At 60.5% G+C, this 18,996-nt stretch carries 16 protein-coding genes; 14 read left to right on the top strand and 2 right to left on the bottom strand.

Annotated elements, in window-relative coordinates; all coding sequences use genetic code 11:
• Position 1: 1 nt before the first annotated feature.
• The 6 genes from torA (at position 2) to I6G90_RS20085 (ending at position 8,206) form a co-directional block, all read left to right on the top strand.
• Entirely contained in the window at positions 2–2,494 is a 2,493-nt protein-coding gene (gene torA / locus I6G90_RS20110; RefSeq protein ID WP_197928942.1) for a trimethylamine-N-oxide reductase TorA, read from the top strand.
• A gap of 99 nt (positions 2,495–2,593) precedes the next feature.
• Positions 2,594–3,262, top strand: a complete 669-nt coding sequence (gene torD, locus I6G90_RS20105) for a molecular chaperone TorD (protein ID WP_197928940.1) — start codon at positions 2,594–2,596, stop codon at positions 3,260–3,262.
• 7 nt (positions 3,263–3,269) lie between these two features.
• The gene (locus I6G90_RS20100; RefSeq protein WP_058052408.1) at positions 3,270–3,638 is read left to right on the top strand and encodes a hypothetical protein; all 369 of its coding nucleotides are present in this window, start codon (positions 3,270–3,272) and stop codon (positions 3,636–3,638) included.
• Between the two features lie 168 nt (positions 3,639–3,806).
• On the top strand, positions 3,807–4,946 hold the full coding sequence (locus I6G90_RS20095; protein ID WP_197928938.1) for a hypothetical protein: 1,140 nt from the start codon (positions 3,807–3,809) through the stop codon (positions 4,944–4,946).
• Positions 4,936–5,562 (top strand): hypothetical protein, encoded by a 627-nt coding sequence (locus tag I6G90_RS20090; RefSeq protein WP_197928936.1) that lies wholly within the window; start codon positions 4,936–4,938, stop codon positions 5,560–5,562. Before I6G90_RS20095 ends, I6G90_RS20090 begins: the two co-directional genes overlap by 11 nt.
• 199 nt (positions 5,563–5,761) lie before the next feature.
• Positions 5,762–8,206, top strand: coding sequence for a sensor domain-containing protein (locus tag I6G90_RS20085; protein WP_197928934.1), 2,445 nt, complete (start codon positions 5,762–5,764; stop codon positions 8,204–8,206).
• Between the two features lie 57 nt (positions 8,207–8,263).
• Here I6G90_RS20085 and I6G90_RS20080 read toward each other — a convergent pair whose 3' ends face one another.
• The gene (locus I6G90_RS20080; RefSeq protein ID WP_111805147.1) at positions 8,264–8,542 is read right to left on the bottom strand and encodes a hypothetical protein; all 279 of its coding nucleotides are present in this window, start codon (positions 8,540–8,542) and stop codon (positions 8,264–8,266) included.
• 169 nt (positions 8,543–8,711) lie between these two features.
• Here I6G90_RS20080 and acs point away from each other — a divergent pair, with 169 nt between their 5' ends.
• From acs to I6G90_RS20045, 7 genes are all read left to right on the top strand, one after another.
• On the top strand, positions 8,712–10,658 hold the full coding sequence (acs, locus tag I6G90_RS20075) for an acetate--CoA ligase (protein WP_197928932.1): 1,947 nt from the start codon (positions 8,712–8,714) through the stop codon (positions 10,656–10,658).
• A 288-nt stretch (positions 10,659–10,946) separates the two neighbouring features.
• Positions 10,947–11,396 carry a type II 3-dehydroquinate dehydratase gene (gene aroQ, locus I6G90_RS20070; protein ID WP_042060050.1) on the top strand — a complete coding sequence of 150 codons (450 nt, stop codon included), beginning with the start codon at positions 10,947–10,949 and terminating at the stop codon, positions 11,394–11,396.
• 36 nt (positions 11,397–11,432) lie between these two features.
• Entirely contained in the window at positions 11,433–11,888 is a 456-nt protein-coding gene (gene accB / locus I6G90_RS20065) for an acetyl-CoA carboxylase biotin carboxyl carrier protein (RefSeq protein ID WP_042658503.1), read from the top strand.
• Between the two features lie 15 nt (positions 11,889–11,903).
• Positions 11,904–13,244: an acetyl-CoA carboxylase biotin carboxylase subunit gene (gene accC, locus I6G90_RS20060; protein WP_042060046.1), complete on the top strand. Its 1,341-nt coding sequence runs from the start codon at positions 11,904–11,906 to the stop codon at positions 13,242–13,244.
• A gap of 163 nt (positions 13,245–13,407) precedes the next feature.
• The gene (locus I6G90_RS20055) at positions 13,408–13,671 is read left to right on the top strand and encodes a YhdT family protein (RefSeq protein ID WP_139409670.1); all 264 of its coding nucleotides are present in this window, start codon (positions 13,408–13,410) and stop codon (positions 13,669–13,671) included.
• Positions 13,661–15,118, top strand: a complete 1,458-nt coding sequence (panF, locus tag I6G90_RS20050; RefSeq protein ID WP_197928930.1) for a sodium/pantothenate symporter — start codon at positions 13,661–13,663, stop codon at positions 15,116–15,118. Before I6G90_RS20055 ends, panF begins: the two co-directional genes overlap by 11 nt.
• 89 nt (positions 15,119–15,207) lie before the next feature.
• Positions 15,208–16,635 (top strand): PTS transporter subunit EIIC, encoded by a 1,428-nt coding sequence (locus I6G90_RS20045; RefSeq protein ID WP_197928928.1) that lies wholly within the window; start codon positions 15,208–15,210, stop codon positions 16,633–16,635.
• A gap of 1 nt (position 16,636) precedes the next feature.
• Here the strand turns inward: I6G90_RS20045 and I6G90_RS20040 are convergent, their stop codons facing one another.
• A complete protein-coding gene (locus tag I6G90_RS20040) occupies positions 16,637–17,509 on the bottom strand; it encodes a LysR family transcriptional regulator (protein ID WP_005338917.1) in 873 nt (290 codons plus the stop codon).
• A gap of 100 nt (positions 17,510–17,609) precedes the next feature.
• Between I6G90_RS20040 and I6G90_RS20035 the strand changes: the two genes are divergently transcribed.
• Entirely contained in the window at positions 17,610–18,626 is a 1,017-nt protein-coding gene (locus I6G90_RS20035) for a zinc-binding alcohol dehydrogenase family protein (protein WP_181223327.1), read from the top strand.
• The last annotated feature ends 370 nt before the right edge of the window (positions 18,627–18,996 follow it).

Raw genomic sequence — 18,996 nt, 5'->3', positions numbered from 1 at the left:
GATGATCAATATTTCCCGTCGTGGTTTTCTGGGTGGCTTGCTGGCCAGCGGTGCCTCTGCCCTGATCGGCCCCTCCCTGCTCGGTCGCGCCGTGATGGCCGCCGAGTCCGGCGACAAGCTGGTGCAGTCCGGCTCCCACTGGGGCGCCTTCCGTGCCCGGGTGGTCGATGGCCGCTGGGTCGAGACCCTGCCGTTCGAGCACGACAAGCACCCCACAGACATGCTCAAGGCCTTAAGTGAAGTGGTCTACAACCCCTCCCGCATCCGCTACCCCATGGTGCGACTGGACTGGCTGCGCAAGGGCCACCAGTCCGACACCAGCGAACGCGGCCAGAACCGCTTTGTGCGGGTGACCTGGTCACAGGCGCTCGATTTTTTCTATCACGAGCTGGAACGGGTGCAGAAGACCTATGGCCCGAGCGCCCTCTATGCCGGTCACTCCGGCTGGCAGTCGGTGGGCAAGCTGCACTCAGCTGGCGCCATGCTTGGCCGCGCCATGAACCTGCACGGCACCTATCTGGCCAAGGCCGGTGACTACTCCACCGGCGCCGCCCAGGTGATCCTGCCCCACGTGGCAGGGGCCATGGAGGTGTACGAGCAGCAGACCTCCTGGCCGCTGGTGCTGGAGCACAGCAAGACCATCGTCATCTGGGGTTCCGACCCCATCAAGAACCTGCAGGTGGGCTGGCTGGTGCCGGATCACAGCGTCTACGACTACTGGGCACAGCTGAAAGAGAAGGTGGCCAAGGGCGAGATCCGGGTGATCAGCGTCGATCCGGTCAAATCCAAGACCCAGAAGTACCTCAATTGCGATCAGGTGACCCTGAATCCACAGACCGACGTGCCGCTGATGCTGGGCATCGCCCACACCCTCTACAGCGAGAAGCGCCACGACGAGGCGTTCCTGAAGAACTACACCACCGGTTTTGACAAGTTCCTGCCCTACCTGCTGGGCACCAGCGATGGGCAGGTGAAGGACGCCGAGTGGGCCGCCGCCATCTGTGGCGTACCAGCCGAGACCATCCGCGAACTGGCCCGCACCATGAGCAGCGGCCGTACCCAGCTTATCGGCGGCTGGTGCGTGCAGCGTATGCACCACGGCGAACAGTACGCCTGGATGCTGGTGGTTCTGGCCTCGATGATTGGCCAGATCGGCCTGCCGGGGGGCGGTTACGGCTTTGGCTGGCACTACAACGGGGCGGGCACCATCACCTCCAGCGGCCCCATCATGTCCGGTTTCAGCTCGGTCATTCCCGGGGTCAAGCCGCTCCATGACGGCGACTGGAAGGGCTACTCCAAATACATTCCGGTGGCCCGTTTCGTCGACTGCATCCTCAATCCGGGCAAGCAGATCGCCTTCAACGGCCAGACCATCACCTACCCCCACATGAAGATGGCGGTGTTCTGCGGCAACAACCCGTTCCACCACCAGCAGGATCGCAACAAGATGGTCGCCGCCTGGCGCAAGCTGGAAACCGTGGTCAGCATTGACCACCAGTGGACCGCCAGCTGCCGTTTCGCCGACATCGTGCTGCCCGCCACCACCACCTATGAGCGGGATGACATCGAGCAGTGGGGCTCCCACTCCAACGCGGGCATTCTGGCTATGTACAAGGTGGTAGAGCCGCTGTTCGAGGCGCGCGATGACTACGACATCTTCGCCGATCTTTGCCGTCGCTTCGGTCGTGAGGCCGAGTTCACCGGCGGCAAGAGCAAGCTGGAGTGGATCCAGAGCATCTATGACGACGCCCGCCTGCAGGGCCGCGGCATCGGCATTCGTCTGCCCCGTTTCAGTCAGTTCTGGCACGGCGAAGGCTTCGTCACCTTCCCGGCGGGCCAACCCTGGGTGCGTCACGAGTCGTTCCGTCAGGAGCCGGATCTGGAACCACTGGGTACCCCGTCCGGCCTTATCGAGATCTACTCCAAGACCATCGCCGACTACGGCTATAGGGATTGCCCGGGCCATCCGGTCTGGATCGAACCCTACGAGCGCTCACACGGCGGGCCGGGCAGCGCGCGTTTCCCGCTGCACCTGCAATCCTGCCACCCGGACAAGCGGCTGCACAGCCAGCTCTGCTCCTCCGACAACTACCGCGCCACCTACACGGTGCAGGGTCGCGAGCCTGTCTATATGAATCCGCAAGATGCCAAATCCCGTGGCCTCAAGGACGGCGATCTGGTGCGGGTGTTCAACAGCCGCGGTCAGGTATTGGCTGGTCTGGTGGTAAGCGATGACTACGCCCCCGGCGTGGTGCGCATTCAGGAAGGGGCCTGGTATGGCCCGCAGGAAGGCGGCAAGGTGGGGACTCTCTGTACCTACGGCGATCCCAACGTGCTGACTGCCGACATCGGCTCCTCCAGCCTGGCGCAGGCTACCACCGCCCATACCGCGCTGGTGGAGATCGAGAAGTTCCGCGGGCAGGCACCTGCCGTCACTGCCTTCGGCGTGCCGGAATCGGCAAAGGGCATCGACCCCATGTTCCCGGCACTCTGACCCCAAGGGGACGAAAGCGCCCCCTTGAGTTTCCTTTATTTTTAAAGTCGTTAGAATCGGGAGCCATCAAGGCTCCCGATTGCCATCCACGGAGGAAAAATGCAGGAATTTATGGCTACCAGCGAACGCCGGGCCGAACTCTACTGGTGGTTCTCCACCCTGTTCGCCGCCGAACTCAGTGATGAGCAGATCGCCGAATATGACACCTATGATGTGCGAAGCTTCCTGAAAAGCCTCTCCACTCTGGATCCGATGCGCGAGGCGGTGGCGGAACTCAACGAGGCTATCGCTCGCCTGCTGGTTCGCCCGGATCGCCAGCTGGAACTGGCCGCCGACTTCGCAGGCCTGTTTCTGGTGGATCCCAAGCAGGGCGCCCTGCCCTACGAATCGCTCTATCGTGGCGATACCAAGCTGCTGATGCAGGCCCCGATGGCCGAGATGCAGGCCCGCCTCGATCGCCTCGGCATCAATGTCAGCGACAAATATAAAGAGCCTGCCGATCATCTGGCCATCGAGCTGGATCTGATGGGCAATCTCATCATCCGCGCGGCGGAAGCCAAGAGCGCGGCCGAGCGGGAACGCTGGCTCGACGAACAGGAAGCGCTGCTGCACGGCCACCTGCTGGGCTGGTTCGACAAGTTCGAGAGCGCCTGTCGCGCCGCCGACCGGTTCGGCTTCTACGGCGCCAGTGCCCGTCTGCTGGGGGTATTCCTCAAGATGGATGCCAACTACCTCTCTCTGGTCAAACCGGCACCGTCTGCCGACTGAGGCCGCGATGAAAACAGCCCTGCTTCTGATTGCATGCTGGCTGCTGGCCCTGATCCCGCTGGATCAGGGCATGACCCCTCTCGTCACCCTGCTGTTCCATCCGGATCGCGAGCTCTACGGCACTGCCCAGCTCACCGGCTTTGGCGGTATCCTGCTCACCCTCTACCTCGCCAATCTCGGGGTCGAGGTGGTACTGCGCCGCCGCTTCCAGATCGCCGGCATGCTGGCGCTGCTGGCCGCCTGGATTGATTTCATCAACTGCAGCGGCAACCAGTCACACTTTCTGCTGCTCTATCTGCTGGCTCTGCCATTCCACCTGCTCGGCTGGCTGGTACTGGTGCGCGGCATCCAGGCATTTGGTCGTCAAAAAGGCTAAAAAACCGGCCAAACCATTACAAATCATGACAGCCAAATTCCTCTCACCCCAGTCATGGCAAGGGTAAGGGGAGGAAGTCGGGTAATATTCGCTTACATTCAGCCCCCGTTCAGTTTTGTTGCAACCGTTATAGTGCGGCTCCTTTTCAACCGATCCAGGAGCAACCCCATGCCTCTACAGGACGCACGCATCACGGGTCTCGACCTGTTGCGAGGGCTCGTCATCTTTATGGCCGTCTTCGAGCACTACACCGGCTACCTCAACTACTGGTATATCGACTTTTTCACTCGCGAACACGCCTTGTGGGACAGCTTCTACCTCTCCCACAAAGCCATGGCTGGCCACCTGCTGCCCATGGATCACACCACGGCCCAGGTCTCGGCCTGGCTGATCCCCTGGGTCAGCCAGATCTACCTGGCCCTGGCCGCCTTCAACCTGAGTCGTCGTGACCAGGCCAGCTTCAGACCGCAACTTAAAAGCAAGCTGGTGCTATTTGTCAGCATCATTGCCGTGCTTTATGTGGAGGGGCTGGTCATCGCCCCTAACTTCGGCGAGGCCATCTCCTTCTATCCGGTGATGCTCTGGATGTGTCTGCTGGCACTCTTCTCGCTGGTGTATGGCTGGTTTGGCATTCGCGGCATGCTGGTACTGACCGTGCTCAGCCTGTTGCTGGATCAGTTCGGTGTACAGACCCTGCTTGGCAATATCGACAGCTGGATGAAGCTGCACGTTCACCCCGACTATGAGCTGGATGCCCGCCTCGATCTCTTTATGGCCAGCGGCTGTTTCGGTTTTCTCTATGGCTGGTGCTGGCATCAGCGCCCCCAGTGGCGGGATCGCCTCAATCGCCTGGTGCTCACCCTTTCCGTGGTGGCGCTCGCCATCTATCTGCGCCTTGGCGAGACCAGCTCGGTCGAACTCAACGACATTTACGCCAACGAACATGAGCTGGCGCTGGACATGACGGGCCGTGCCGGGATCTGGGGCATGGAGTTTCTGGTGATCGGCATCATCCTGTGGCTGCATCAGCGCAATATTCGTCTCTGCTGGCGACCGCTCAACTGGATCGGTATGTATTCGCTGACCGTCTTCATCTTCCACAAGAGCATCTTCGTCCACCTGTGGGGCCCCTTGCTGCTGTGGTGGACGGCTCGTCAGGGCACCATATTGCCCAACAGCTTCGGCCTGATCATGCTGCTCTGTGGCGCCAGCGTACTGCTTATCCATGCTTTCCAGCGCTCCGGCATCATCTGTCACCTGATGGGGATGCATCAGGATCGGGACTGGCAACGACTGTATGGCAACTAAGCGCGGGTTACTGCTGCTCATCGCCCTGCTCTCACCCATCCCGGCCAGGGCGCTGGTCATGGGCAGCCAATGGCAACTCGATAGCAGCCGGGCGGGAGAGGGCGCCGACTCCAGCGTGCAACTCTGGCTCGGCTATGAACGCGAAACACAGATGGGCCTTATCTTTATCGATGGCCAAAGTGCGGGCGTCGCGTTGCCCCTTTATCAACAGAGTTTTATCGCCGTGGGGGTCAGCCCGATGCAGGTGGCGGATCACACCCGTTTCGGCGCGCTATGGCGCCTTGGCTGGCAACTGGATGACGAACATCAACTGAGCATTGGCCAGCTTTATGATGTGACCGGCCGTTATGGCCAGATCTGGTATATGGAGCATTCACTCCCGCTGCCTGCCAACGTCTCCTTTAATCTCTGGCTGACGAGAGGTAACCAGGCACACATGTCTGCATATGATGCCGAAGAGGGGTGGCGTGAATGGGGAATGACGCTGGAGCGAAGCTGGAGCTGGGATCAATGGACGCTGGATACCGAAGTGGGTGCGAAACAATGGTTGATGAAGGAACGTGACTGGCAACCCACCATCAGCCTGACGCTGCGCTACCAATTCAGTTTGCAATAAGTGGGAGGAACTCAAAAAAGTCCCGCTCTTGCCTTCATATGGGTACGACTACCCCGTGACCGCACACCGCAGATGGTCGATACATGGCACAACTTTTCCTCAACAAACAACAAGATAACTCTGCTTGGTGCCCCCCGAAACCGTTCGTGCCATACTGAAAACCGACACAAGTGACAAATCAATCAATGCCGAGGTCATCATGGATGGGAAGCCTTTCAACGCCGCCACCGAGGCAATGTTGGCCCAGCTGTCAGATCACACCGTCTTGGCACAGCTGATGGATAACGCCCCTCTGGGCATCGGCGTCTTTGACCGCGAATTTCGCTACCGCAAAGTCAATCAGGTGTTGGCCGACATCAATGGCAAGAGCATCGAGGAGCATCAGGGCAAGCACCTCAGAGAGGTGGTACCCAAGCTGGCACCAACACTGGAACCCATGTTTCAGCAGATCATGCGCAGCGGCATGCCCTACGTGGATATCGCCATCACGGGTCAAACGGCAGCGTACGACAGCAGCTCCCGACGCTTTCAGGCCACCTACAGCCCGATGCGTGATGAGCAGGGGGAGCTGAGCGGCATCCTCGCCATCGTGCGGGACATCACCGAGCAGTATGAAACCGAACAGCGGCTGCAACTGGCGATGCGCGCAGCTCAAATCGGTGTGTGGGAGTGGCACGTGACGGAGGACAGATTGCTGTTCGACGGCCAGATTGAACCCCTGCTGGGCATCGAGGCCAACCAGTTCCACGGCGGGCTGCAAGCGTTCGTCGACTGCTTTGAACCGGGCTCAGGCAGCCAGCTCAAGGCAGCCCTGCAAAGTCATGACCCCATCCATCTCACCCTGAGCTACCTCACCGCCCTCAAAGAGCGGCACTGGGTCGATATTCATGCCGACCATGTGCCCGCCACAGAATCCGTTGGCCATAGAGTCATGGGGGTGATCCACAATGCCACCGCCCGCCGCCGCCAGGAGGAGCGGCTTCATCAAGCCAACGTGGTCTTCGATACCACCGCCGAGGGGATCATCATCCTCGACAGCGAACACCATATTCTGTCGGTCAACCCGGCCTTCACCATGCTGACCCAATACAATGCCGAGGAGGTGATAGGGCGCACCCCGGATATCATCATGCACCCCAGACGCTACACCGACCTCGACTATCCCTGGTATCACCTGCGTCCCGGCAACAACGCCTGGCATGGCGAGATGGTCTGCCTGCGCAAGGATGGCAGCTACTTCTCCTCCTGGCAGCAGATCAGCGCGGTTTATGACAACTTCAACAACACCACCCACTATGTGATCGCCCTCTCCGACATCAGCGCCATTCGCAAGGTGGAGGCCGAGCTGAATCACCTTGCCTATCACGACCCCCTGACCGAGCTGGGCAATCGCCATCTGTTGCAGGAGCGGTTGGCCCTTGAGCTGAAAACCGCACAGCTCAATCGCAAACGGTTGGGGCTGCTCTTTATCGATCTGGATGGCTTCAAGCTGATCAACGACAGCCTGGGACACGGGGTTGGCGATGAGCTGCTCAAGCGGCTTGCTGAGCGGATCCGCGGCTGCCTGCAGCACAACGATCTGGCAACCCGCCTCGGTGGTGACGAGTTTCTGGTGCTGATCCCCTATCTGGAGGAGCCTGACGAGCTGGCCACCCTCGCCAATACCCTGCTGAGAGTCTTGCGCGAGCCGGTTGAGCTGGCCCATGAGCTGGTGGCTATCTCGGCGAGTATCGGTATCGCCATCTATCCGGATCATGCCGACAGCCCGGAAACCCTGGTCAGCGCCGCCGACAGTGCCATGTACGAGGCGAAGAGTCAGGGGCGCAACGGCTTCCAGTTCTATACCCCCAGCATGGCGGCTCGGGCCCGCGAGCGGATGCAGATTGAGCAGGGTCTGCTCAAGGCCCTTGAGCTCGAACAGCTCTGCATCTTCTATCAACCCATGACCAATCTGGCCAACGGCCACCTGAGCGGGCTGGAAGCACTGCTGCGCTGGCAGCATCCGAATGAGGGGATGATAGCGCCGACCCGTTTTATTCCGGTGGCGGAGGAGTGCGGCCTGATCGAGAAGATTGGCGAGTGGGTGATGCGTAACGCCTGCGAGCAGGGGAAAAACTGGCTGGCTGCCGGGCTGCCGGTGCCCCGCTTGTCGGTTAATGTGTCGGTGCGGGAGATGCGCTCCCCGGGCTACGTTGAGCGGGTCGCCGCCATTCTGGCCGAGACCGGATTTCCGCCAGAACGGCTGGAAATTGAGGTGACGGAGAGCATCATCCAGCGGGTCGAACAGAGTCTGGATCTCTTTACCCGCCTGAAAAATCTCGGCGTGCAGATTGCCATCGATGACTTTGGCACCGGCTTCTCCTCCCTGAGTCTGCTCAAGACCCTGCCGATCGATCGCATCAAGATCGACCGGGCCTTTGTGCAGGCATTACCGGAAGACAAGAACAGTCGGGAGCTCTGCCGCACCATCATCAATCTGGCCGACAGTCTGGATATGGAGGTCACCGCCGAGGGAATTGAAACCAAGGCACAACACGCCTTCTTGCAGTCACTCAACTGCGGCGAAGGGCAGGGCTATCTGTTCAGCAAACCACTGCATGTCGAGCATATGGGGGATCGCCTGCATCAGCGCTATGCCTCATAGCGGCAGGCAATGCTCATCACCAGCCGGGAGGCATCCGCCTCCTGGCTGCCAACCGGACTACCACTCAATCTGCAAGCGGGATTCCCAACCATCATCACGGTCATTGAGCATCCGCGTCAGCGGTGATTCGCCAGCATAGCGGGGGGCAGGCTCCCTGAAGGTGAGTCTGGTGCCGGGCTCTTTGGCCTGCCATGCATGACCAAGCTGATCGGCCACCCGATCACGCAGCGCGGGTGAGGCCTCCTGATGGGTGATCGCAAACTCTTTCAGCGGTTCACCAGCAGGCACTGGCGCATCAAACTGCCAGAGGGATGCACAGAGCAACAGGGAAAACATAATCACCTCCAATTAATCAACAGGCCCCCTTTTACCCGCTCACCGATTAATTGTCACTCTTTGCCCTGTAACCAACTGTTGCCGCCTATCCAAAAGTCTAATTGCCCCCCGCTACCAAAGGTATAAGTTGTTAAGAAACCATTAAAAGATCTATTCAAAGGAGTGACAGATGAGCGAGAGCAAGGTCTACCCGGTCAAATCCCATATCAGCGACAGCGCCCTGCTGGACAAGGCCGGGTACGAGGCCATGTATCAGGCCTCCATCGACAATCCGGACGCCTTCTGGGGAGAGCAGGGAAAAATCCTCGACTGGATGACCCCCTATACCAAGGTCAAGAACAGCTCCTACGATCCGGGCCATGTCTCCATCAAGTGGTTTGAAGATGGCCAGCTCAACGTCTCGGCCAACTGTCTCGATCGCCATCTCGCCGAACGGAGTGACAAGGTCGCTATCATCTGGGAAGGGGACAACCCCGCCGAAGATCGCAAACTCACTTACCGTGAGCTGCACAGCGAAGTGTGCAAGTTTGCCAACGTATTGAAAGCCCAAGGTGTTCACCGCGGCGACGTGGTCTGCCTCTATATGCCCATGGTGCCCGAAGCCGCCATCGCCATGCTAGCCTGTACCCGCATCGGCGCGGTACACAGCATCGTCTTCGGCGGCTTCTCGCCGGAAGCGCTGGCTGGCCGCATCATCGACTCGGGCTCTCGCATCGTGATCACCGCCGACGAAGGACTGCGTGGCGGCCGTCCGGTGCCACTGAAGAAGAACGTGGATGAAGCGCTCACCAACCCGGATACCCAGGTCAACAAGGTGATCGTGCTCAAGCGCACTGGGGGTAATGTCGCCTGGCACAACCACCGCGACATCTGGTGGCACGAAGCGACCGCTGCCGTCAGCAGCGACTGCCCGCCCGAGGCGATGAACGCCGAAGATCCGCTCTTTATCCTCTATACCTCCGGCTCCACCGGCAAACCCAAAGGGGTGCTGCACACCACCGGCGGTTATCTGGTTTACGCCACCCTCACCTTCAAATATGTGTTCGACTACCACGAGCAGGATATCTACTGGTGTACCGCCGACGTGGGTTGGGTCACCGGCCACTCCTATCTGGTCTACGGGCCGCTGGCCAATGGCGCCACCACCATCATGTTCGAAGGGGTGCCCAACTACCCGGCGACCAACCGCATGAGCCAGGTGGTGGACAAGCACCAAGTCACCATCCTCTACACGGCCCCGACGGCGATCCGCGCCCTCATGGCCAAGGGCCGTGATGCGGTAGAGGGCACTTCCCGCCAGAGCCTGCGCATCATGGGCTCGGTGGGTGAGCCGATCAACCCGGAAGCCTGGGAGTGGTACTACCGCACCATCGGCGACGAACGCTGCCCCATCGTCGATACCTGGTGGCAGACCGAGACCGGCGGCATCCTGATTACGCCGCTGCCCGGCGTCACCGACCTGAAACCGGGTTCGGCGACCCGCCCCTTCTTCGGGGTACAACCCGCGCTGGTGGACAACATGGGCGAGCCGCTGGAGGGGGCCACCGAGGGCAATCTGGTGATCACCGACTCCTGGCCGGGCCAGATGCGCACCGTGTTCGGCGATCACGAGCGCTTCGAGCAGACCTACTTCTCCACCTTCCCCGGCCGCTACTTCACTGGCGACGGTGCCCGTCGCGATGCCGATGGCTACTACTGGATCACCGGTCGGGTGGATGATGTACTGAACGTCTCCGGCCACCGCATGGGCACCGCCGAAATTGAATCGGCGCTGGTGGCCCATCCCAAGATCGCCGAAGCGGCGGTGGTGGGGGTTCCTCACGAGATCAAGGGTCAGGGTATCTATGCCTATGTCACCCTGATCGCCGGGGAAGAGCCGAGCCGCGAGCTGCACAAAGAGGTGAAAGAGTGGGTGCGCAAGGAGATCGGCGCCATCGCCACGCCAGATGTCATTCACTGGGCGGAGGGGCTGCCGAAGACCCGTTCCGGCAAGATCATGCGCCGGATCTTGCGCAAAATCGCCACCGGCGAGACTGACAGTCTGGGGGATATTTCCACCCTGGCGGATCCGGGCGTAGTAGACAAACTTATCCGCGAGAAGTCGGAAGCCGCCTGATCCCGCTTCGTTTGTTGCTCAACAAAGCTGGCCCTGCGCCGGCTTTGTCGTTTCTCATCCGCCAGCAAACAGCAAGGCGGCTGTCACAGAGCCTTGCCGACCGAAACGCGCAATAAATAGCCAGATGTAGAGATTAGACCAGTAAAATGCTGCTAATTTTCACGAAATCAATATAATTGCGAAATCTGTGTGCCAGGGCACACCGATTTGCGCAGAAAATGGCTAGATTTCTGGTAGTCCACAAGATAGCTGATAGATAGCAGCATTATCATCGAGGATGCACTCAATATGTCGCAAAATCACCGAATTCTCCTGCTCAACGGACCAAACCTGAATCTGCTGGGCAAACGGGAACCGGGTATCTACGGCAGCAAGACGCTCGATGAGATCGTCGCCGATCTGAAGCTTAACGCCAGCGAACTCGGTGTCACTCTGGAACATCTGCAATCCAACGCCGAACATGAGTTGGTCAGCCGCATCCATCAGGCCATGGGCCAGGTGGATTTTATCATCATCAATCCAGCCGCCTTCACCCACACCAGCGTCGCCATTCGCGATGCGCTGCTGGGCGTTGCCATCCCTTTTATCGAGGTTCACCTGTCAAACGTCCATGCCAGGGAGCCGTTCCGCCATCACTCCTATCTGTCTGATGTCGCCAAAGGGGTCATTTGTGGTCTGGGGGCCGATGGCTACCAATTCGCTTTAACCGCGGCCGTGCACCATCTGCGCGCGGCTTGATAATCACTGATCAGATAAAGAAGAAAGAGAATGCTAATGGATATCCGCAAAATCAAGAAGCTGATTGAACTGGTTGAAGAGTCCGGCATCGCCGAACTGGAGATCTCCGAAGGTGAAGAGTCCGTTCGCATCAGCCGCAACTTCTCCGGTCAGGTGACCACCGCCATGCCGCAGATGATGATGCAGCAAGCCGCTCCGGTTGCCGCACCTGCCGCTGCCGCCCCGGTTGCCGCACCTGCCGCTGATGCCGCGCCGAGCGGTCACCTGATGCGCTCCCCGATGGTTGGTTCCTTCTACCGCTCCTCCAGCCCGGATGCCAAACCGTTCGCGGAAGTGGGTCAGCACGTCAATGTCGGCGACACCCTGTGCATCGTCGAAGCCATGAAAATGATGAACCAAATCGAGTCTGACAAGGCCGGTGTGATCAAAGCGATCCTGGTTGAAAATGGTCAGGCCGTCGAATTTGACGAGCCGCTGTTCATCATCGAATAAGGGAAATCGCCACCCATGTTGGACAAAGTAGTCATCGCCAACCGCGGTGAAATTGCCCTGCGGATCCTGCGCGCTTGTAAAGAGCTCGGGATCAAGACAGTGGCCGTTCACTCCACCGCCGACCGGGAGCTCAAACATGTGCTGCTGGCCGACGAATCCATCTGTATCGGCAAACCGGCCAGTACCGACTCCTACCTCAACGTCCCGGCGATCATCGCCGCCGCCGAGGTAACCGGTGCCGTGGCTATCCACCCGGGTTACGGCTTCCTCTCCGAGAACGCCGACTTCGCCGAAGTGGTTGAAAAATCCGGCTTTATCTTCATCGGCCCCAGACCTGAGACCATTCGCCTGATGGGTGACAAGGTCTCCGCCATCGAAGCGATGAAGAAAGCGGGCGTACCGTGCGTACCGGGCTCTGACGGCCCCGTCGACAACGACGCCAAGCACAACGCCGCCATTGCCAAGCGCATTGGCTATCCGGTGATCATCAAGGCCGCTGGTGGCGGTGGTGGTCGCGGTATGCGCGTGGTGCGCAATGAAGCGGAACTGGCGGGCGCCATCGCCCTGACCAAATCCGAAGCAGGCCAGTTCTTCAAGAACGACATGGTCTACATGGAGAAGTACCTGGAAAACCCGCGCCACATCGAAATTCAGGTGTTGGCAGACGGCCAGGGCAACGCCCTCTATCTGGGCGAGCGTGACTGCTCCATGCAGCGTCGCCACCAGAAAGTGGTGGAAGAGGCACCGGCACCGGGCATCACCGCCGAAATGCGCAAGTTCATCGGCGAGCGCTGCGTACGCGCCTGTATCGAGATCGGCTACCGCGGTGCGGGTACTTTCGAGTTCCTGTACGAGAACGGCGAGTTCTATTTCATCGAGATGAACACCCGTATCCAGGTTGAGCATCCGGTCACCGAGATGGTCACCGGTATCGATCTGATCAAGGAGCAGCTGCGCATTGCCGCCGGTCAGCCCCTGTCGATCACCCAGCAGGATATCCGCATCCGTGGCCACGCCATCGAGTGCCGGATCAACGCCGAAGATCCGGCCACCTTCATGCCCTCTCCGGGTCTGGTGCAGCGCTTCCACGCGCCGGGTGGTCTGGGTGTGCGTTGGGACTCCCACATCTATGCCGGTTACAAGGTACCGCCCCACTACGATTCAATGATCGGCAAGCTGATCTGCTACGGCGAGAATCGTGACATTGCCATCGCCCGCATGCGTCATGCGCTGGACGAGCTGGTGGTGGAAGGGATCAAGACCAACGTACCGTTGCAAAAAGAGATCATGAAAGACGAAAACTTCCAGCACGGTGGCACCAATATCCACTATCTGCACAAGAAGTTGGGTCTGTAAGATCTCGCAGGCAGAACAATCACTTCCGGCCGGATAGCAGCCAGCTGCTTATCTGCAATCCAGCCGGAAGTCTGCTCCGCAAGGAGTCTCTGCTGAAAAAGGGCCATGGCGACATGGCCCTTTTTTGTTATCCTTGCGCCCCTCAAATTTGTCGGAGGCCAAGGTGAACCGTTTTGCTCTCGCCCGCCGGGAAGCAGCTTTCTGCCTGCTGCTGACCCTGCTCTACTTCTTTGCCTGGTATGGCACCGCCTATTTTATCCCGCTCCAGCTGGAGTTATGGGGGCTGCCGCTGTGGTTCCTGCTCAGCTGCATGGTGATGCCACTGCTGTTCATTCTGCTCTGCGCCCTGATGGTGAACCGGCTGTTTGTGGAGATCCCCCTCGATACCCACGCCCCTTCCGGCCAGGAGTCATCCCATGAATCTTGAGTTGATGCTGCCGCTCGTCATCTATCTGGTGCTGGTGCTGGGGGTCGGTTTTTGGGCCAGCCGCCATCGCGCCGAAGGCAACTTCGTGCAGGAGTACTTCATCGGCAACCGCAGCATGGGCGGGCTGGTGCTGGCGATGACGCTGGTGGCCACCTACACCTCGGCCTCCTCCTTTATCGGCGGGCCGGGTGCGGCCTACAAGATCGGTCTGGGCTGGGTGTTGCTGGCGATGATCCAGCTGCCCACCGTCTGGCTCACCTTGGGGGTGCTTGGCAAGAAGTTCGCCATCATCGCCCGCCGGGTCAATGCGGTGACCATCAACGACATGCTGTGGGCCCGCTATCAGAGCAAGGCGGTGGTGATCCTCGGCTCCGTCACTATCATCCTCGCCTTTATCGCGACCATGGTGGTGCAGTTTATCGGTGGCGCCCGCCTGCTGGAGACCGCCACCGGCCTCTCCTACCAGCAGGGGTTGATGCTGTTTGCCAGCTGCGTGCTGCTCTACACCATCATCGGCGGCTTCCGTGCGGTGGTGATGACCGATGCCCTGCAGGGGATCATCATGCTGATCGGCACTGGTGCCTTGCTGGCGGGGATTCTGATTGCCGGTGACGGCCTGCCGAACCTCATCCACCAGCTCAGGGAGATCGATCCCAAGCTGGTGAGCCCGCAAGGGGCCGATGACATGCTGACCCAGCCCTTCATGCTGAGCTTCTGGATCCTGGTCTGTGTCGGGGTGGTGGGGCTGCCCCACTCGGCGCTGCGCTGCTTTGGCTATCGCGACAGCAAGGCGCTCCATCGTGGCATTCTGATCGGCACCGTGGTCAGCGCCCTGCTGATGTTCGGCATGCATCTGGCTGGCGCCCTCGGCCGCGCCATCCTGCCCGGCATGGACAGCCCGGACAAGATCATGCCCTCCCTGATGATGGAAGTGCTGCCCCCCTGGCTGGCCGGGGTCTTTCTGGCGGCGCCGATGGCGGCCATCATGTCTACCATCGACTCCCAGCTGATCCAGGCCTCCGCCACTCTGGTGAAGGATCTCTACCTCAACTACCTCAGCCCGAAACAGGAGAAGCTGGAAGTGCGCATTCCGCGTCTCTCCCTGCTCTGTACCCTGATCCTCGGCACCCTGGTGCTGCTGGCGGCGTTGCAACCGCCCGAGATGATCATCTGGCTCAACCTGCTCGCCTTTGGCGGTCTGCAGGCGGTATTCCTCTGGCCGCTGGTGCTCGGCCTCTACTGGTCACGGGCCAACGGCCCGGGCGCACTGGCCAGTATGGTCAGCGGCATCGTCAGCTATGGGGTACTCAGTCAGTGGGGGATCAAGCTGGCTGGCCTGCACGCCATCGTGCCAAGCCTCACGCTGGCGCTGGTGGTCTTTATCACGGTCAGCCTGCTGACGGCACCGCCCTCGCGGGAAGTGCGCGAGCTTTTCGGGCAGAAATAATAAAAATATAAATTAGGGGTTCCAAAACTATCCCCAAATAGGTGCTTTCCGGTTAAACTGTGCGCCAAGTCACAGAACGTAGCCGCTGTATGCCCGTTAAAGCCACTCGACAAGTCGTTACTCAAGCCCTGCAGCGGCTCGGTTATGCCCTGCTGCTGCCCGTCTCCATCCTGCCGATGGCGGCGTTGATCTACCGGCTTGGGCAACCCGACGTGCTCGATTTGGCGGTGCTCTCCCTCACCGGTCAGGCGATCTTCAGCCAGATGCCGCTTATCTATGCGGTGGCGATCGCCTTTGGCCTGAGTCGGCAGGAGCTGGGCGGACAGACGCTGGCGGGTGCGGTCAACTTCCTGCTGCTCAGCACCGCTTTCAATACCTTGGCCCCCAACCTGCACGCCGACATGATCTGCGGCCTGCTGGCGGGGCTCACCACTGCCATCATCTATCCCTGGGTTCACCAGCAAACACTGCCCGGCTGGCTGCAGATCGCCAAGGGGGAGTTTCCCAGCCTGCTGGTGTCGGCCTTGGCTTGTCTGCTGATCGCCATCCCCCTTTCGCTGCTGTGGCCGCCGCTGGAGCGCGGGCTGACCCTGCTCACCTCCGAGCTGCTTACCACGCCGTTTGGTGCCTTCTGCTACGGCACCCTCAACCGCTTGCTAATCCCGCTCGGGCTGCATCAGGTATTGGGTAGCGTCATCGGCCTTGGCGAGAGCAACCTGCAGGCGCTGGCCACCGCCCAGCCCCTTCATGAAGGGTATGTGGCCGGTCTCTACCCCATCATCATGTTCGGCCTGCCGGGCGCCTGTTTTGCAATCTGGCTGCACCGCCAGCGGATGCAGCGGCTGCCGCAGGGCGGGCTGCTGCTCACCCTGGCGCTCACCTCGGCACTGGTGGGTATCACAGAGCCTATCGAATTTCTGTTCGCCTTTACCGCCCCCTGGCTGTTTCTCGCCCACGCCCTGCTGACCGGGCTGTCACTGGCTGTCTGTAGCGGGCTGGGGATCAAGGTGGGCAGTTACTTCTCCGCCGGTCTGCTGGATCTGGTGCTGAGCTATCAGGCTGGGGAGCACAGCTTCTGGCTCATCCCGGTCGGTATCCTGTTCTTCGTCGCCTACACCCTGCTCTTTTACCAACTGCTGGAGCGTGCCCCCCTCAGCATGCCGAGCAAGCCCATCGCGGTGGAACATCCGCGCCTTGCCAGCGTTGCCCCCTCAGACCCGCAGATGCTGGCGATCCAGTACCTCAAGGTGCTGGGCGGGATGGACAATCTGGTGGCGATGAGTGTCTGTATTACCCGCCTCAGCCTGCGGGTGCGCGATATTTCACTGGTGGATGAATCTCGCCTGCTGGGCCTGGGCTGCCTCTCCTGGATCCAGCTCAACGACCACCAGCTGGTGCTGGTGCTGGGCCCCAGCGCCAGCCTGATTGAAGGGCAGATCCGCATGCTGGCGGAGCGCCAGTCGGTCCCGCTCGGCCTCAAACCCAATCAGGAGTCGGCCAGCCAGAGCAGCTGGTAACTCAGGCAAACGGCAACCGCTCGGCCACGAAATCCATCAGGGTGCGCAGAGCGGGGGCCAGATGCTCCCGACTCGGATAGATAAGGTAAAACGGGTTGGCCGGAATGGGCTGATCCGGCAACACCTTCTGCAGCCGCCCCGCCGCCAAATCCCCTTCGCAGACATGGTGGGGCAACAGGGCAATCCCCCCGTCATGAAGCGCCATCTCCCGCAGCGCCAGCAAGCTGTTGCTGACACAGGCCCCCTGTGGCCGCCAGCCGCCCTCCTGCAATGGCCACACCGGCATGGCCGAGTGCACCAAACAGGCATACCGGCCCAGCTCGCTCAACTGCTGCGGCATGCCGTGGGCCGCCAGATAGGCGGGCGCCGCCACCAGATGGCGCGCCACCTCACCGATACGCCGGCAGATGAGGCTGGAGTCTTTCAGCGGCGCCGCCCGCAGCGCCAAATCATAACCTTCCCCCACCAGATCAAGCTGTTCATCGCTCAGGGTCAGTTCCAGCACCACCTCGGGATAGAGGGCGCGAAACTCGGCGAGGATCCGGCCAAGAAGCAGGGTGCCGGTCGCCTCGGGGGCAGTGATCCGCACCCGCCCCGCCGGGGCCGAGCGCAGCCGTGCCATCGCCAGATTGGCACTGCGGGCCAGTGCCAGCAGCCCCTGACAGTGCTCCACATAGAGCTCCCCCTGCGGGGTCAGGCTCAACCTGCGGGTGGTGCGCTGCAACAGCCGCACCCCGAGCTGGGATTCGAGCCGTGAGATCTTCTGGCTCACCGATGACTTGGGCATACCAAGCAGCTCGGCGGCCCGGGTAAAGCTCCCCTGCTCCACCACGGTGGCAAACAGTCCCATCAACTCCAGATCGACATTGTTCATATATTCAAACAGTCTTTACCGATTACCCATCTTAATCTTGATAATCAACCAGACTAGAGTGAGTGGCAATCCCGAACACAGCGATTTGAAAGGAAAAACCATGAAAGCCATTGCCCTGACTCACTATCTGCCAAGCGACCACCCCGACTGCTTTATCGCCGCCAACCTGCCCGATCCGGTTCCGGGCCCGCGGGATCTGCTGGTGCGGGTCACCGCCACCTCCGTCAATCCGGTGGATACCAAGGTGCGTTCCCCCAAGGCCAAAATTGAAAGCTCGCCCAGGGTACTGGGCTGGGATGCGGTGGGGGAAGTGATCGCCACCGGCAGCGAAGTCACCCTGTTCAAGGCGGGCGACCGGGTCTGGTATGCTGGCGACATCAGCCGTCCGGGCAGCAACAGCGCGCTGCAACTGGTGGATGAACGCATCGCCGCGATCGCCCCCACCAGCTTGAGCGATGTGGAGGCCGCCGCCCTGCCGCTCACCGCCATCACCGCCTGGGAGACCCTTTTCGAGCGCTTCGCTCTTACCCGCGAAAGCCGTGGCAAACTGCTGATCATCGGCGGCGCCGGTGGCGTGGGCTCCATCGCCATCCAGCTGGCTCGCCAGCTCACCGGCATGGAGGTGATTGCTACCGCCTCCCGCCCCGAGAGCCGCGAGTGGTGCCTCGAGATGGGCGCCCATCAGGTCGTAAACCACCACAAGTTGCAGGAGGAGCTGACCGCCCTTGGCATCACTCAGGTCGATGCCATCTTCTGCACCAACGCCACCGCCGAGCACTGGGCCACCATGGCAGGGCTGATCCGTCCGTTTGGCCATATCTGCACCATCGCCGAATCGAGCGAGCCGTGGGATCTCTCCCTGCTCAAGAGCAAGAGCGTCACCTTCAGCCAGGAGTTCATGTTCACCCGCTCCCTGTTCCAGACGCCGGACATGATCGAGCAGCACCGCCTGCTCGGCCGGGTGGCGGCACTGGTCGATGAAGGGGTACTGCAGACCACCCTGACCAGAACCATCCCTTCGCTGACCCCGGTCACGCTGGCTCAGGCCCATGCCGAGGTGGAAGCGGGCCGCATGGTTGGCAAGCTGGTGATCGACATGAGCGGCTTTGCCAACTAAGCCCTCAAACGCACCATGATGGGATAAGTTCACCAAGGAGATGCCCCAAACGGGCACAACCAACGGCACTCATGACTGCCTGTGGCAGGCCAACGTCCGACAATCAGCCAAAAAAGAGGCCATTTCGCGAGAAATGGCCTGAATACCTGAACATTGGGGTAACAATCACACACATATCCTTATGCAGGACATATAAGTCTTTGCATCTGGCGTGCCAACAGCAGCATGAATGCGCCAAAACGGCGCCAGCCCGTCTTTGAGCAAGGTGCCGACCTTGCTCTTTTTTTATCTGGCAGACTGTTTACCAGGCAAACAAGTGCAGATAAAAAAATGCCACCCGAGGGTGGCAGTGAAAGATGACGGAACTTGA

The organism is Aeromonas allosaccharophila (genome assembly GCF_016026615.1).
GTDB classification, from domain to species: Bacteria; Pseudomonadota; Gammaproteobacteria; order Enterobacterales; family Aeromonadaceae; genus Aeromonas; species Aeromonas allosaccharophila.
The sequence above is the reverse complement of the archived record's forward strand: the minus strand, read 5'-3'. Positions and strand labels throughout refer to the sequence as shown.

Bases quoted from the DNA above. Each gene is read 5' to 3' on its own strand.
- torA (WP_197928942.1), top strand. From the start codon at position 2: ATGATCAATATTTCCCGTCGTGGTTTTCTGGGTGGCTTGCTGGCCAGC.
- torD (WP_197928940.1), top strand. From the start codon at position 2,594: ATGCAGGAATTTATGGCTACCAGCGAACGCCGGGCCGAACTCTACTGG.
- I6G90_RS20100 (WP_058052408.1), top strand. From the start codon at position 3,270: ATGAAAACAGCCCTGCTTCTGATTGCATGCTGGCTGCTGGCCCTGATC.
- I6G90_RS20095 (WP_197928938.1), top strand. From the start codon at position 3,807: ATGCCTCTACAGGACGCACGCATCACGGGTCTCGACCTGTTGCGAGGG.
- I6G90_RS20090 (WP_197928936.1), top strand. From the start codon at position 4,936: ATGGCAACTAAGCGCGGGTTACTGCTGCTCATCGCCCTGCTCTCACCC.
- I6G90_RS20085 (WP_197928934.1), top strand. From the start codon at position 5,762: ATGGATGGGAAGCCTTTCAACGCCGCCACCGAGGCAATGTTGGCCCAG.
- I6G90_RS20080 (WP_111805147.1), bottom strand. From the start codon at position 8,542: ATGTTTTCCCTGTTGCTCTGTGCATCCCTCTGGCAGTTTGATGCGCCA.
- acs (WP_197928932.1), top strand. From the start codon at position 8,712: ATGAGCGAGAGCAAGGTCTACCCGGTCAAATCCCATATCAGCGACAGC.
- aroQ (WP_042060050.1), top strand. From the start codon at position 10,947: ATGTCGCAAAATCACCGAATTCTCCTGCTCAACGGACCAAACCTGAAT.
- accB (WP_042658503.1), top strand. From the start codon at position 11,433: ATGGATATCCGCAAAATCAAGAAGCTGATTGAACTGGTTGAAGAGTCC.
- accC (WP_042060046.1), top strand. From the start codon at position 11,904: ATGTTGGACAAAGTAGTCATCGCCAACCGCGGTGAAATTGCCCTGCGG.
- panF (WP_197928930.1), top strand. From the start codon at position 13,661: ATGAATCTTGAGTTGATGCTGCCGCTCGTCATCTATCTGGTGCTGGTG.
- I6G90_RS20045 (WP_197928928.1), top strand. From the start codon at position 15,208: ATGCCCGTTAAAGCCACTCGACAAGTCGTTACTCAAGCCCTGCAGCGG.
- I6G90_RS20040 (WP_005338917.1), bottom strand. From the start codon at position 17,509: ATGAACAATGTCGATCTGGAGTTGATGGGACTGTTTGCCACCGTGGTG.
- I6G90_RS20035 (WP_181223327.1), top strand. From the start codon at position 17,610: ATGAAAGCCATTGCCCTGACTCACTATCTGCCAAGCGACCACCCCGAC.